The 14,407-nt window shown below is 54.8% G+C and carries 14 protein-coding genes; 9 read left to right on the top strand and 5 right to left on the bottom strand.

Annotation, left to right across the window (positions count from 1 at the left end; translation table 11 throughout):
• The first annotated feature begins 27 nt into the window (after nucleotides 1-27).
• Nucleotides 28-1,014: a YihY/virulence factor BrkB family protein gene (locus ACWI0H_RS15445; protein ID WP_008958120.1), complete on the top strand. Its 987-nt coding sequence runs from the start codon at nucleotides 28-30 to the stop codon at nucleotides 1,012-1,014.
• 72 nt (nucleotides 1,015-1,086) lie between these two features.
• On the opposite strand, the gene ACWI0H_RS15440 is transcribed toward ACWI0H_RS15445, so the two are convergent.
• Together ACWI0H_RS15440 and ACWI0H_RS15435 are read right to left on the bottom strand one after the other, a co-directional pair.
• A complete protein-coding gene (locus ACWI0H_RS15440) occupies nucleotides 1,087-2,496 on the bottom strand; it encodes a PhoH family protein (protein ID WP_008958119.1) in 1,410 nt (469 codons plus the stop codon).
• Between the two features lie 208 nt (nucleotides 2,497-2,704).
• The gene (locus tag ACWI0H_RS15435) at nucleotides 2,705-3,574 is read right to left on the bottom strand and encodes a LysR family transcriptional regulator (RefSeq protein WP_485873882.1); all 870 of its coding nucleotides are present in this window, start codon (nucleotides 3,572-3,574) and stop codon (nucleotides 2,705-2,707) included.
• A 115-nt stretch (nucleotides 3,575-3,689) separates the two neighbouring features.
• Between ACWI0H_RS15435 and ACWI0H_RS15430 the strand changes: the two genes are divergently transcribed.
• On the top strand, nucleotides 3,690-4,556 hold the full coding sequence (locus ACWI0H_RS15430) for a cation diffusion facilitator family transporter (RefSeq protein WP_485873881.1): 867 nt from the start codon (nucleotides 3,690-3,692) through the stop codon (nucleotides 4,554-4,556).
• A gap of 93 nt (nucleotides 4,557-4,649) precedes the next feature.
• Here the strand turns inward: ACWI0H_RS15430 and ACWI0H_RS15425 are convergent, their stop codons facing one another.
• Entirely contained in the window at nucleotides 4,650-4,835 is a 186-nt protein-coding gene (locus tag ACWI0H_RS15425; RefSeq protein ID WP_485873880.1) for a DUF3008 family protein, read from the bottom strand.
• Nucleotides 4,836-5,055: 220 nt separating this feature from the next.
• Between ACWI0H_RS15425 and ybaK the strand changes: the two genes are divergently transcribed.
• The 5 genes from ybaK (at nucleotide 5,056) to ACWI0H_RS15400 (ending at nucleotide 10,943) form a co-directional block, all read left to right on the top strand.
• Nucleotides 5,056-5,523, top strand: a complete 468-nt coding sequence (gene ybaK / locus ACWI0H_RS15420) for a Cys-tRNA(Pro) deacylase (protein ID WP_485873879.1) — start codon at nucleotides 5,056-5,058, stop codon at nucleotides 5,521-5,523.
• Between the two features lie 84 nt (nucleotides 5,524-5,607).
• Nucleotides 5,608-7,005, top strand: coding sequence for an ATP-dependent RNA helicase DbpA (gene dbpA, locus ACWI0H_RS15415; RefSeq protein ID WP_485873878.1), 1,398 nt, complete (start codon nucleotides 5,608-5,610; stop codon nucleotides 7,003-7,005).
• Nucleotides 7,006-7,038: 33 nt separating this feature from the next.
• Nucleotides 7,039-7,917, top strand: a complete 879-nt coding sequence (locus tag ACWI0H_RS15410; RefSeq protein ID WP_336275092.1) for a PA4780 family RIO1-like protein kinase — start codon at nucleotides 7,039-7,041, stop codon at nucleotides 7,915-7,917.
• A gap of 95 nt (nucleotides 7,918-8,012) precedes the next feature.
• On the top strand, nucleotides 8,013-9,899 hold the full coding sequence (locus ACWI0H_RS15405) for an ABC transporter ATP-binding protein (RefSeq protein WP_485873877.1): 1,887 nt from the start codon (nucleotides 8,013-8,015) through the stop codon (nucleotides 9,897-9,899).
• A 36-nt stretch (nucleotides 9,900-9,935) separates the two neighbouring features.
• Nucleotides 9,936-10,943: a zinc-dependent alcohol dehydrogenase family protein gene (locus tag ACWI0H_RS15400; protein WP_485873876.1), complete on the top strand. Its 1,008-nt coding sequence runs from the start codon at nucleotides 9,936-9,938 to the stop codon at nucleotides 10,941-10,943.
• 83 nt (nucleotides 10,944-11,026) lie between these two features.
• Here ACWI0H_RS15400 and ACWI0H_RS15395 read toward each other — a convergent pair whose 3' ends face one another.
• Entirely contained in the window at nucleotides 11,027-11,293 is a 267-nt protein-coding gene (locus ACWI0H_RS15395; protein WP_176301878.1) for a hypothetical protein, read from the bottom strand.
• A 157-nt stretch (nucleotides 11,294-11,450) separates the two neighbouring features.
• Between ACWI0H_RS15395 and ACWI0H_RS15390 the strand changes: the two genes are divergently transcribed.
• Nucleotides 11,451-12,599 (top strand): hypothetical protein, encoded by a 1,149-nt coding sequence (locus ACWI0H_RS15390; protein ID WP_485873875.1) that lies wholly within the window; start codon nucleotides 11,451-11,453, stop codon nucleotides 12,597-12,599.
• 35 nt (nucleotides 12,600-12,634) lie between these two features.
• On the top strand, nucleotides 12,635-13,486 hold the full coding sequence (locus ACWI0H_RS15385) for a mechanosensitive ion channel family protein (protein ID WP_485873874.1): 852 nt from the start codon (nucleotides 12,635-12,637) through the stop codon (nucleotides 13,484-13,486).
• Here ACWI0H_RS15385 and ACWI0H_RS15380 read toward each other — a convergent pair.
• The gene (locus ACWI0H_RS15380; protein ID WP_008958104.1) at nucleotides 13,483-14,217 is read right to left on the bottom strand and encodes a YebC/PmpR family DNA-binding transcriptional regulator; all 735 of its coding nucleotides are present in this window, start codon (nucleotides 14,215-14,217) and stop codon (nucleotides 13,483-13,485) included. The two genes, ACWI0H_RS15385 and ACWI0H_RS15380, sit on opposite strands and share 4 nt — an antisense overlap.
• Nucleotides 14,218-14,407: the final 190 nt, after the last annotated feature.

The raw sequence follows: 14,407 nt of genomic DNA, 5'->3' as shown, positions 1-14,407 counted from the left end.
CAAACAGGCGCTTATTAGGAGCACTCTGTGGGTAAACTTGCGCGCGGCCGCCGCGCGCTTGTGCCTGGCGATATACCGCAGCGTGGCTGGCACGATATTGCTTGGCGTGTGGTGCGCGCCGCGCGCCGTAATCGTATTACCATGCTGGCCGCTGGGGTGGCTTTCTATGCCTTATTGGCGCTGTTTCCGACCATCGCGGCGGTGATCTCACTCTGGGGATTGCTATTTGACCCCTACGAGGCAGGCCAACAGCTCTATGAGATCAGCCGCTTTATGCCGCCGGATGCTGCCGAGCTCATTGATCAACAGGCGCAGCAGGTGGTGGAGAGCGCGGAGTCAGGTAACTTTCTGGGTGCCCTGGTGGGGCTGTTGATTGCGATGTTTATTGCCTCCAAGGGGGTCGGGGTATTGGTGATCGGGCTTAACGTGGTGTATGGCGAAACTGAAAAGCGCAGCCTTTTGCACCGTAGCACCGTACTGGTATCGCTGACCTTTGGCCTGATTATTATGACCCTGATTTCACTGGGTTTTATTGCGATTGTGCCCGCTGTGGTCAATAGTCTGGCGATCGACCCGCCGTTAAACAAAATTTTGCAGTGGCTGCGTTGGCCTGCGCTACTGGTGATTATGAGTTTTCTTATTGCGCTGCTGTACCGCTACGCGCCCTATCGACGGTCCGCGCAGTGGAGCTGGCTGAGTTATGGCACGCTGCTGGCGACGGTGATGTGGCTGTTAGGCTCCGGCGGTCTTTCGCTCTATGTGCGCTATTTCTCTACCTTTAGCGAGCTTTATGGGTCGTTAGGGGCGGTAGTGGCGCTAATGCTATGGTTTTGGCTTTCCGCCTTTGTGGTGCTGTTCGGTGCGGAAGTGAACTGCGAAATGGAGCGTCAAACTTACAACGACACCACGATTGGCGAGGCGCGCCCGCTAGGCGAGCGCGAGGCATTTGCCGCGGATACTATTGGTACTCCTCGGCCGTGGAAGGACGTAGATAGAGACGCCGATAGTGAGTAAGTCAACGTAATCATAAGGCTTTTTGATGGCACCTTGCCTCCCGCCCCATACCAGCGGCGGGAGGCAGTTGGGTTAAAGCAGCTCTTCTGCCGCCAGTGCCAAGCGTGAGCGCTCAACGCTTTTCAGTGTGATGTGCCCTGCGTGGGGCCAATCGCGGAAGCGTTCCACCACCGCCGCCATGCCGCAGGTGTTAGCCGTCAGATACGGCGTATCGATTTGCCCGACGTTGCCCAAGCAGACGATTTTAGTATTGCGCCCCGCCCGGGTAACTAGCGATTTGAGCTGTTTGGGGGTGAAGTTTTGTGCCTCGTCAATGATTAAGAAAGTGTCGTTTAAGGTGCGGCCGCGCATAAAGCTCGGTGAGCGTATTTGAACACGCGATCCAATTAACTGCCGTGTGGCGCCGTTGTCCCAGCTTGATTCTCCCTCCTCATTGCGTAACAGGTTGTCCATATTGTCGTGGAAGGCCCCCATCCACGGCGACATCTTCTCCTCCTCTGTACCGGGCAGAAAGCCAATATCTTCACCCATCGGGATCGGCGCGCGGGTAAACACAATACGCTCAAACAGCTTGGCATCCAGTGTCTGTTGAAAGGCGGCGGCCAGGGTCATGAAGGTTTTGCCGGTACCGGCATTACCTGCAATGGTCACCAGATCAATATCGGGGTCCATCAGGAGGTTTAAGGTGAAATTTTGCCGACTGTCGTGGGCATGCACACCCCAGACGCCCGCGTGATGGCGGTAATTAGTTAGCAGTTGCAGACGAGCCGAGGAAGGCCCCAGTTCACGAATGATCGCCTCAAATTCGGCGCCGTTTTCGCTATCCGAGACCAGCATGCCAACGTGCCACTGGCGGGGCATGTTGCCAGTGAGCTGATAGAACGTGTGATGGCCAACACGCTCAACGGTCACGTCAACATTCAGCGTTTCCCAGAGTGACGCGCCATCATGGCCCGCTGAAGCGTAGACCTGGGCACCCTCGATCATGGCGTCGCTGTCGGAGAAAGCACGGTCGTTAAGGTAATCCTCGACCGGCACCTTCAATGCGGCGGCTTTAACACGAAGATTAATGTCTTTGGTGATTAGGATGACGGAGGCGTCAGGGCGCTCTTCGCGTAGGCGGCAGGTCTCCGCCAGTATGCGGTTGTCAGGGCTATCATCGAGTGAGTCAAAGAGCTTTAAGTCGTTATAGCATAAGAAGTGCAGGCGTCCTGTTTCGCCGCTGATTCGAGGAATGGGAATGCCGCGTTGAATCTCGTCAAAAGTGACTTGGCTAGTAAGGTCAGAGAGCGTACGGCTGATTTGGCGAGCCGTGCGAGCGATTTCACGAACACCGTTTTTGTGCTTATCAAGTTCCTCCAGCACTGTCATGGGGATAACAACATCGTGCTCATCAAAGTGATAAAGCGCGGTGGGGTCATGAATGAGGACATTGGTGTCCAACACATATAGCCGAGTGGCTTTCTTATCGAGTCGTACCATCGTTGGAATCACTCCTTGGTTGACGGCAACTTCGACACTGGCAGGTGCGTATTACGCCTAGATGACACTTGCCTGTGTCTCCCTCACGTGGCGTGTCCTGGCGGCTCCTTATTTAGCTATTTTTAATAGCGTGGAAGGCTTTGGTGTTTTTCGCCACAAAAAAGATTTCAACGATATGTCAGCCGGTTCTGTGTACTAGTTCTGTTTATTAGTTCTGGGAGGCTAAGAAGTGTGCCACCTTCGTTAATAAGGCGGTGGCAACCACGCCGCGGTTGTCGCTCTCAACGTAGCGGTAGTAGTGACTATCTAACGCAAGGTCATGGTTAAGCGTGCACAGTGTGCCCGTCTCCAGGGCACCTTTAACCAGCGGGTAAGGCAGTAGCGCCCAACCAGTCGCGTTAATAACGGCATCGCGAATTACTTCAAACATGGTCAGCCCCAGGTAATTGCCTGAAAACAGCGCTTCGCTGATCAACTTGTCATCCTGCACGTGGGTCAAACAGACTTGGGTGTACTGGGCTAAGTCGTCGCGGTTTACGCTAGGCAAGCGACTGAGCGGGTGTTTAGGCGCGGCCACTAAACGCATACTGACGGGAGCAAGATTGGCTGCATTGGCGTCAATGCCTTCGGCGGTATACAGGCCGAAGGCAATATCCACCGTTTGGCGCTGCACAAACTGGGTATGCTCCTGGGGAGGCACCAAATACACCGAAATCGCGGTGAGCGGGAATTGCTGTTTTAAGTCATGCATCACCTGGCGCCAAAACACTTCAGGCAAAGCGTCATCGCGGGCAATGCAGAGTTGGCTTTCAACGCCCTGCAAATGTTGGTGGCAGTGCTTTTTGATCCGGCTGGCGCTGGTCAGTAACCGGTAGCAGTCGGGCAGCACACTATCGCCCACGGCGGTCAGCGTAAGGCTATTGCCAGAGCGCTCAAATAACGCCACGCCCAAACTGTCCTCCAACGCATTAACCGCAGCGCTAAGGGTGCTCCGCTTGAGGCCGGTATGCCGCGCCGCGGCGGCAAAAGAGCCGTGTTCGGTGACATCAATAAAGGCTTGAACCTGTTCCGCACGCATAATTGTTCCGCTGAATTCATTGAGCGCCATTTAACTTGGCGCTGAGCGACTCGTGATTGTCATCACTCCCTACTATTATGGCTCACAATTCGTCTAATGCTATGGAGTTATCCGCGTGACCCCCTTTGTTGCCGAGCGCCGTGCGCTAAAATTCTCAGCCATTTCAGCTAGCCTGTTTGCTTTTACCGGGTTAGCGCTAGGGCTTACCAGTGGTTCAATAACGATCTTATTTGATAGTGGCTATTCACTATTAAGCTTAGTGCTGGCATCGCTGTCGCTATATGCCCTCAAGCAGGCGCGCAAACCAGCGGATGATCACTACCCCTTTGGGCGGCTGACGGTGGAGCCGCTCGCGGTGCTGCTCAAAGGCGTAGTGATCGCGATGGTGTGTATCGTCTCGCTGGTGTCTGCGCTTTGGAGCCTGCTTGAGGGTGGCCGCTTGGTCACGCTGGATTTGGCGCTGATGTTTGGCGTGGTCAATGTAACGGGCTGCCTATTCACCTGGTGGTGGTTGGCGCGCTATGCCCGGGTGGCAAGCTCATCTTTATTGGCGGCTGAACTGCGTCAGTGGCAGATGGATACTTGGCTGAGTGCCGCCGTGATGCTCGGCTTCGCGCTCACCTGGCTGCTAACGAAGTCGCCCTGGGCCAGCTATGCGCGCTTTGCCGACCCGGTCATGGTGCTGATTATTGCAGGCTACTTCCTGCCCATGCCGATCCGCATGGTGCGTGGGGCGCTGCGTGAACTGATGTTCGGTGGCTCATGCAGCAGCGTGCGCCAGAACGTGGTGGAAGATGTCGCTGATTTTGATGTCACCGCCGACGATGTGAGGCTTGCCCAGGTAGGCAGTTTTCTCATGGTGGATATTCAACTCGATAAGCAGCAGTTCAACGACGCCCAAGAGATTGTCGACAGCGTTGAACAGCGTTGTAAGCGGTTAAATCTGCGCCCAGTCACCAGTCTGACGCTGGTCGCTGGTTAAGGTGTGCGAAAAAGATTGACGTTCTGTTTAAGGCACTGCCAAAAAACGCCAGCTTAACGATGCTGGCGTTTTTGTTGATTAGCAAGCTGTTGATTAATCGTCTTTCTTTTGCGGCTTATCTTTGCGCTTTGTGTTCGCGAAATCTTCTAGCTCCTCCTCGCTCATCGAGTCATACATCTCTTTAGACGAACCATAAAGTTCACTGGGCTTGGTTTCTCCGCGCTTTGCGGAAAGGGCCGCGCCCGCCGCTTTTTGCTGTGCTTTAGAGGTTGCTGGCATTGCTGAACTCCTTTCGGTTAGCTTCCTTTTACCTAGGGCACTGTTAAGCATTGCACTAGTGAGCATAGTCGCTGTAGCGCAGCTTTCCAGCAGCATCAATCAAACTTCCCACTGTGCCCATCAGTTGACTTTCTTTTACCTGTCGCGCTATTAACCTAAAGGGCGAAGTGCGCCTGACAGTAAAATCTGTACCATCCACGCCGTTAACCAAGAGAGCGACATGACACCGGCTATTAATAGCGCAAAACAAGCAGGCTTCGCCTTTCAGCTTCATGAGTATGAACACGATGCCACCGTGCACTCCTATGGGTTGGAAGCGGCGGAAAAGCTGGGCGTAGCGGTTGAGCAGGTATTTAAAACCTTAGTTGTGAAGCTGGATGGTAAGCAGTTGGCGGTGGGCATTGTGCCGGTGAATTGCCAATTGGGTTTGAAGCAGATCGCCAAGGCTGCCGGGGCGAAGAAAGCGGCAATGGCGCAACCCGACGAGGTAGAACGCACTACTGGCTATGTATTGGGAGGCGTGAGCCCGCTGGGACAAAAGAGGCGGCTGGCCATCTTTATCGATCACTCCGCAGAAAGCTTTGCCAATATTTATGTGAGCGCCGGGCGGCGTGGGCTTGAAATTGAGCTTTCGCCAAGGGACTTAGCCACGCTCAGCCAAGCCACTTTTGTTCCGCTGGCGACGTGATGGCGGCGCAGGCCGGGGCGCTTTCTGTTATGGTGCCTCACATTACAGCTTTACTAGGCCATATAGCCCTTTCAGGAATTTTTTGTGTCCGACACTTCTTTTGCTTCTTTGGCGCTTCCAGCAGCGCTGCTGACTAATCTAGACACCCTTGGTTACCACGAAATGTCGCCGGTGCAGGCGGAGAGCCTGCCGCCCATGCTGGCCGGGCGCGATGTGCTGGCCCAGGCGAAAACCGGCTCAGGCAAAACCGCAGCTTTTGGTTTAGCGCTGCTGGCGCAACTCAAGGTCGAAAGTTTCGCGGTACAAGGCCTGGTGCTGTGCCCCACCCGTGAACTCGCTGACCAGGTGGCGGAAGAACTGCGCCGTTTGGCCCGCGGCATGGCCAACGTGAAAATCCTTACCCTCTGTGGCGGCGCGCCGTTTGGCCCTCAGCTCGGCTCTTTAGAGCACGGAGCGCATATTGTGGTTGGCACGCCAGGGCGTATTGACGAGCATTTGCGCAAAGGCTCGCTGACCCTTGATTCGCTCTCGATTTTGGTGCTGGATGAAGCCGACCGCATGTTGGATATGGGGTTTCAGGCCACCATCGATGACATCATTGCCGACACTCCGACTAATCGCCAAACGCTACTGTTCAGCGCGACCTTTCCCGATGAGCAGTCATCTGGCGGGCTGACCGAGATGACGCGTGGCGTCATGCGTGAGCCGGTGACGGTTAAAATCGCTGAGGTTCACGACGCCCGCACGATTCAGCAGCACTTTTATAGCGTCGCCAATGAAGAAGCGCGTTTTGACGCTTTGCGCCAGCTACTGCTGGTCTATCGGCCCGCGACCAGCGTGGTGTTCTGTAATACCAAGCGTGAAACCCAGGCCGTGGCTGAGCAGCTAACGGATGTCGGGTTTAGCGCTGTGGCGCTGAATGGCGATTTAGAGCAGAAAGATCGCGACCGTATATTGATTCTGTTTGCTAACCAGAGTGCTTCTATTCTGGTGGCCACCGATGTGGCCGCCCGCGGCTTGGATATTGCCCAATTGGACGCCGTGTTCAATTACCAGATTGCCCGCGAGCTAGATGTTCACGTTCACCGGGTAGGGCGCACAGGGCGTGCCGGGGCTAGCGGTATTGCCTGTACGCTAGTGACCCCTAAAGAGAGTTACCGGCTGGAGAGGCTAGAAGGCTTGCTGGAGCAACCTATTGCCACCGAACCTTTGCCTAAACCCCAGCACTCAGTGCCGTTTGAGCCGCTAATGGCGACGTTACAATTAGCCGGTGGTAAGAAAGATAAACTGCGCCCCGGTGACATTCTTGGCGCGCTGACCAGCGAAGGCGGGTTGCGTGGTAACCAAGTGGGCAAGATTAAAGTGCTGGCGCGCAGTGCCTATGTGGCCGTTGAGCGCGATGTAGTTCAGCAGGCCCAGGCCAAACTCGAGCGTGATAAATTAAAAGGGCGGGCTTTCCGTGTTCGCCGTATCCGTTATTGAAAGCGTACCAAAGAGGAGCCGACGCAGCTAACCATGAAAATCCCTAAGCGATTACAGCCGCTGGTCGATGATGGCATGATCGACGAGGTGCTGGTGCAGTTAATGAGCGGTAAAGAGGCGCAGGTCTACGTGGTGCGCTGCGGTGAAGAAGTGCGCTGTGCCAAAGTATTTAAAGAGGCCAAACAGCGCAGCTTTAAACAGGCTGTTCAGTACCAAGAAGGGCGTAAAGAGCGCAACAGCCGCCGTTCACGGGCAATGGCCAAAAAAACCCGTTACGGCCAAAAAGAGCAGGAGCAGGCGTGGCTCAACGCCGAAGTCGATGCGCTTTATCGTCTTGCCTCTGCGGGTGTACGGGTGCCCGAACCTCACGGCTTTGTCGACGGTGTACTGCTGATGGAGATGATCAGCGATGCCGAGGGGAATGTGGCACCGCGCTTGGACGAAGTCACGCTAACGCCAGAACAGGCTGAGACCTACTACGCCAAAGTCATTCAAGACGTGGTTAGGATGCTGTGCGCAGGTTTGATTCACGGCGATCTGTCGGAATTTAATGTGCTGGTCGATGCCTCGGGCCCGGTGATTATTGATCTGCCTCAGGCCGTTGACGCCGCCGGTAATAACAGCGCGGCCGCCATGCTTTATCGCGATGTGGATAACATGCGAGATTATTTCGGTAAGTACGCGCCAGCGCTTCTGAATACCGAATATGGCAGAGAGATGTGGGCGCTGTATGAAACCGGCGAACTACATCCGGATAGCAAGCTCACCGGCCACTTCGATGCCGACACCCATATTGCTAACGTCGATGAGCTGATGGAAGTCATCGACGATGCCAAAGAGGAAGAGGCCGACCGCCAGGCGCGGATGCGTGACGATGATGACGATGAAGGTGAAATTCCGCAGCCTTATTAACGTTTCAGCTTATGTTGTAGCGCATTTTTTCCGCTTCCCTGTCAGGGTATCGGCGCTGTAGGCAATGTTACCCGCGTTCTTCACAAGGAAAATATATGCTGTCGCGTGTTTTACAGCCGCTATTTCGTTACTTCGAAACGCGGGTTGATCCCTATCCTGAAGGCAACGTTGAAACGCCGCCTAAAGGCTTGATGCCGTTTATTGTGCACTTTTCCCGTCCGATGTTGCCGCTGTTACTGCTAATGACGCTGTTCACGGCGCTGGTGTCGGCGGCTGAAGTGGTTTTCTTCAGCTACATGGGTCAACTGGTCGATTGGCTGGGCAATGTTGAACGTGCAGGCTTTTGGGCTGAAAACGGCCTGTGGCTTGCTGGCCTGGGGCTAGTGCTGCTGATCGGCTTGCCGCTGTTGGTGCTGATGCAGTCACTGGTCACCCATCAGAGTATTTTCGGCAACTACCCGATGATAGGCCGCTGGCTATCCCACCGCCATATGCTGAGCCAGAGCCTGGCATTTTATCAGGACGAATTTGCCGGGCGGGTGTCGCAAAAAGTGATGCAAACGGCGCTGGCGATCCGCGAGACCGTCACCAAGGTGATGGATTTATTGGTCTACGCCATCGTCTATTTCACTGGCGCGGCCTACCTGCTAGGCCGGGCGGATCTGTTGCTGCTGATCCCTCTGGGCTTATGGCTGGTGGGCTACCTGGCGATCATGCGCTACTTTGTGCCGCGCCTGCGAGATGTCTCCATGGCCCAGGCGGACGCCCGCGCCCAGATGACCGGCCGCGTGGTGGACAGCTACAGCAATATCCAAACCATCAAGCTGTTTGCCGACACCGAGCGCGAGCAGCGCTACGCCAAAGACGCTATGGAAGGCTTTATGGTCACCGTTCACCGCCAGATGCGCTTGGTGACGATCATGAGCATGGGTTTGACGCTGCTCAACACGGCGCTGTTGGTAGGTACTGCGGCCATGGCGATCAGCGCCTGGTACACAGAGGCGATTTCCCTGGGCGTTTTGGCGATTGCCATCGCGCTGGTCATGCGTATCCGCTTTATGTCCGACTGGATTTTGTGGGAAGTCGCCGGGCTGTTTGAAAATATTGGCACGGTTCAGGATGGCATGAACACCATCGCTCAGAAGCCTACGATCAACGATGCGCCCAATGCGAAAGCGCTTCAGGTGCCCCATGGCGAAATTGTGTTTGACGCGCTGCGCTTTCAATACGCCCAGGCGAAAGGGGAGAGTAAAAACGTCTTTGATGGATTGAGCCTGACCATCAAACCCGGCGAGAAAATCGGCCTGATTGGCCGTTCCGGGGCGGGTAAATCCACCCTGGCCAATTTGCTGCTGCGTTTTTATGACTTGCAAGGTGGGCAGATATTGATCGATGGTCAGAACATTGCCGACGTGACTCAAACCTCCTTGCGCCACCAGATTGGTATGGTGACCCAAGACACGTCGCTTCTGCACCGCTCGCTGCGCGATAACATTCGTTACGGCAGCCCTCACGCCAGCGATGAAGATGTCTGGAATGCCGTACGCCGGGCCCATGCGGATACCTTTATCGACGAACTGGTCGATCCGAAAGGGCGCCGCGGCTTAGATGCCCACGTGGGCGAGCGGGGCGTGAAGCTATCCGGCGGCCAGCGCCAGCGCATCGCGATTGCTCGGGTTCTGCTCAAAAATGCGCCGATCCTGGTGTTGGACGAGGCGACCTCAGCGCTGGATTCAGAAGTCGAAGCGGCGATCCAAGAGCAGCTGGATACGCTGATGGAAGGTAAAACGGTCATCGCCATTGCCCACCGCCTTTCTACCATCGCCATGCTTGACCGGCTGATTGTGGTGGACGAGGGCCGCATCGTCGAAACCGGCACGCATCAGGCGCTGCTGGCGAAAAACGGTATTTATGCCAGCTTGTGGCAGCGGCAGTCCGGTGGGTTTCTTGGGCTTGATGTTGAGGGCAGTAGCCCCAATTGATAATAGTTACATACACGCTTGTATAGTGAGGTAACGATGAAAGCGATCAACCTTAAGCAGCCCGGCGGTTTAGACAAACTAGACATCGTTGAGCTAGCGGCTCCAGGGGAGCCTGGCCCCGGTGAAATTAAAGTACGCCTGCACGCCAGCTCACTGAACTTCCATGACTACGCTGTGGTTGCCGGGATGATTCCGACAGAAGAGAATCGCATTCCTATGTCAGATGGCGCAGGCGTGGTCGAGGCTGTTGGCGAAGGTGTGAGCGAGTTTGCCGTCGGCGATCACGTGGTCTCTACCTTCTTTCCCCACTGGTTGGAAGGCCCGGCAAGAGTGGGCGATTTTCGCACCACGCCGGGCGACGGCGTAGAGGGCTATGCCCGTGAACAGGTAGTGCGCCCGTTCGAGTGGTTTACCCATCAGCCCAAAGGCTACAGCCACGCTGAGTCCGCTACCTTAACGACCGCGGGATTAACCGCTTGGCGTGCGCTGGTTGTCGATGGTGGTATTAAAGCAGGCGATAGCGTGCTGGTGCTGGGCACCGGCGGTGTATCGATTTTTGCCCTGCAGTTTGCCCGCCTAATGGGCGCGCGGGTCATTGCGACGTCATCTTCCAACGAAAAGCTGGCGCGGCTTCGTGAAATGGGCGCCGAGCACACCATCAACTATAAAGAGACGCCAGATTGGGGTAAGCGCGTAAAAGAGCTGACCAACGGCGAAGGTGTTGATCACGTTGTTGAGATAGGCGGTTCTGGCACGTTGCCGCAGTCCATTGACGCGGTGAAAATCGGTGGGCATATCGCCTTGATTGGTATTCTCACTGGCCGTGAAGGTGAAGTGCCAACGGCTAAGCTAATGGCCAAACAGGCGAGTTTAAAAGGTTTGATTGTGGGTAGTCGCCGCGATCAGATCGAGATGATTCGCGCGCTGGAAACGTTTGATATGCATCCAGTGATCGACCGCGAATTCCCGCTCGCTGAAATCGCTGACGCTTTTCGCCATCAGGAATCAGGCAAGCACTTCGGCAAGATCTGCCTGACTTTTTAAGCCAGTTGGCATAGCCATCCCTACTAGAGCTTAGTCTGAAAACTTGCACGCCTTGGTTAACTTACGGGCGTGCAAGGTTAGAATTAATCTGGCAATCGACTGTAAACAACGCCCTTAACCTCTAGCTCCAGTATATCGTCATAAGGAACGGTAATCCCTTCCACATCACCTGGCGTGCGGTGGCTATTTTTAATCTCGGTTTCTGGAATTACCTTCACGCCCAACAAGCCGACATGCTGAATTCTGGCACTGAATCGATTGCCTTCATGCTCGATCAATAGCCGCTCACCCGCGATACATTTTTCTAATTTGGCGTGTAGCTCTTCTTCGCTGACATGAACAACACTCATCGCTTTCTCCTTTAGCTGTTGCCTACGACATCCGTCCTGTAAGAGCGTTAAATACTACTGTTAACGACTTTATTTTAGACTATAAGTTCGGTGATGAGGTTAGCCTTTAGGAATGCCGTGCTAAAGTGCTGGTATTTCTAGCGACAGGAATAGGTACATGGGGGAGCACCCATCATCAGCCGACACGCCATTATGGGAAGTCGTTGAGCTTGATCAATTTCATACCCCCGAGCAGACCCAGGCCAGCCAGTGGCGACGTTCATTACGTTCGGTGTCAACATGGCTAGTGGGCAAGAACGCCGCCGAACAGCAAGTGAAAGAAGAGAGCGAGCTACACGCGCTACCTGGGGTTCGGCTGGCGCATTTAGTGCCGCCCATCGATTGGTCGTTTGCAGCTAAGGCGTTAGCGCAACAGCTTGAAAGCTGCGAAGCACCGGTCACCTTTTTTATTGCCCCACCTCATGGCGGCCATACAGCGGTGGTTAGGCAGTGGGCGGAAGAGCACCAAGTTGCCTGTTTACCGCCACCTACGCTTAACGAACTCGCCAAGGGGGGCACTGAGTGGGTAGAGCGCTGCGTCAATCAGCAAAAGTGGGCAGTACCGGCCTTAGAGCGTCACTTTTTACGCCACACCCAAGGAATTCAGGGTATTCGTGAGTTTCTTGAACGCGCTTTAAGCGGCCGCCTGGGGCAGGGCGTGATTGGCTGTGATAGCTGGGCCTATGCGTATCTTCAGCAGGTGGTCGGAATTGATGGCGCGCCGGTGTTTACCCTGCAATCGATGGAGGGCGAACAGCTGTCACGTTATTTTGCGGCGATGGCGACTCATGAAGGACAGCCTCCAGCGGTTTACAGTACGCGAACCGGCAAGCAGGTATTGTCTGATTCAGCATCTGAGCAAAACGGTAAAGCGCCTAATAAAGAGCTCCAGCGCTTAGCGGCTCACTGCCGTGGTCATGTAGGACTTGCATGGCACTACTGGCGTAAGCGGCTGCGTGAGCCAAACGCAGAAGATGAAGATGCCCTATGGCTGGTTGATGCCCTTGCCGAGGCGGAGCTTTCCGCCGACACCGGGGATATCGCCACACTGGTACTGCATGCGTTACTGGTTCATGGCGGCCTGGATGATCACGCTCTAGGCGAAGTGCTGCCGTTCTCACACCATGAGGCACTTAATGCCCGTTTAGCCCTACAGCGCAAAGGCATTGTTTCAAGTTGCGAAGGGCGCTGGCAGATCACACCGCTAAGCTACGCGAGCGTTCGTCAGTTATTGGCGTCGCGTAATTATCTGGTCGACCCTCTTTAAGCAGCCCTTCTCGATACGCCCACGGAGGGCTACCCATGGAAGAACAAAAGAAGTACGCGCGACTGTTTAACGATATCGATAGCCAAACGCTGATGACGTTAGGTGTTGTGCTGCTAGCAACCATTGTGCTGATTATTGTCAGCCAACGCGGGCTGAACTGGATCGGCAATCGAATGCACGGCCAAGTACGTTTTCGTATTTTTGCCTTGGTGCCGATGACACGCCTGCTGATATTGATTACTGCGCTCGCTATTATCGTACCGACTATTATTGAGCCGTCGCTACGCAACATGGTGACCGTGATGGGGGCGCTGGGCTTAGCCATTGGCTTTGCCATGAAAGATTATGTCAGCAGCCTGATAGCGGGCGTTGTCTCAGCGGTAGAACTGCCTTATCGGCCCGGTGACTGGGTGCAGATTGAAGATACCTACGGCGAGGTCAAGCACGTTGGCTTGCGCACCGTTGACATCCAAACCCCTGACGATGACTTGGTCTATGTGCCGCATTTAAAGCTGTGGGATCACGCCGTTTATAACGCCAACAACGGCGGTACCAGCCTGCAGTGCGTGGCGAGCTTTTATCTTCACCCGGAGCACGAAGCAGGCTGGGTGCGCAAAGCATTGCGCGATGTGGCGCTAACCAGTGCCTACCTGAAGTTCGATAAGCCAATTATTGTCGTAGCTGAAGAGAAACCCTGGGGTACCCACTATCGCATTCGCGCCTACCCGGTGGACCCTCGCCAGCAATTCTTGTTTATTACCGATCTCACCTTGCGTGGCAAAAAAGTGCTGAGTGCCGCGGGCGTACAGTCAGCGATGTTGCCACCGGATGCGGCCTTGGATACTCGCAACGCGGTGGGCTCGGCTTCCTCAAGAGGTAGTGATTAGCTCTCGCTTTCCTCGGGCAGCTCACCGCTGTGATAGACGTTTTGCACGTCGTCCAGCTCGTTGAGCATGCCCAGGAATTTTTCAAACATTGCCACGTCATCGCCTTCAACCGGCGTGGTGGTTTGCGGTAGAAACTGAATCTCGTCAACCTCAAAGTCAATTTCACCGAATGCATCCAGTAGCGCCTGTTTCGCTTTGGCGTAATCGGTATGCGGGGCGAAGACCGTAATGCGCTCGCCTTCCTGCTCGATGTCGGTGACATCGACATCGGCTTCCATCAATGCTTCCAGTACGGCGTCTTCATCGCTTCCGGCGAAGGAGAAGATAGCGCAGTGGTCGAACATATGGCTCACACTACCGGGCGTACCAATTTTGCTCTTGGTTTTGGTAAAGCAGCCGCGTACATCGCCAAAGGTGCGGTTGGGGTTGTCGGTTAGACAGTCGACAATCACCATCACATTGCCGGGGCCAAAGCCCTCGTAGCGCGCGGCAGAGAAATCTTCCCCACCGGCACCGCTGGCTTTGTCGAGCGCTTTATCAATGACGTGAGAGGGTACCTGATCTTTCTTGGCACGCTCCATTAAACCGCGCAGTGCTAAGTTACCGTTCGGGTCGGTACCACCAGCTTTAGCGCAAACGTAAATTTCGCGCCCGTATTTGCTGTAGACCTTGGTCTTTGCATCGGCCGTTTTGGCCATGGATTCCTTACGGTTCTGAAAAGCCCTACCCATGTTGCCGTCCTATGTATGTTTTCTAGACCTAATTTTTCTAGACTTAAGTTTTCTATATGCCCCGCGCACTGAGTAGCGGGGCGGGTGTCTTCAAAAGAGTGAAAAAGAGCGAAAAAGCAAATTTTACCCAACAGCGTACCATGCTAACAGCGTTATTTAAGAAGCTGGCCGAAGTGTTACTTGGCTTAGC

This window comes from Halomonas sp. NYA30 (assembly GCF_976980765.1).
The sequence above is the reverse complement of the archived record's forward strand: the minus strand, read 5'-3'. Positions and strand labels throughout refer to the sequence as shown.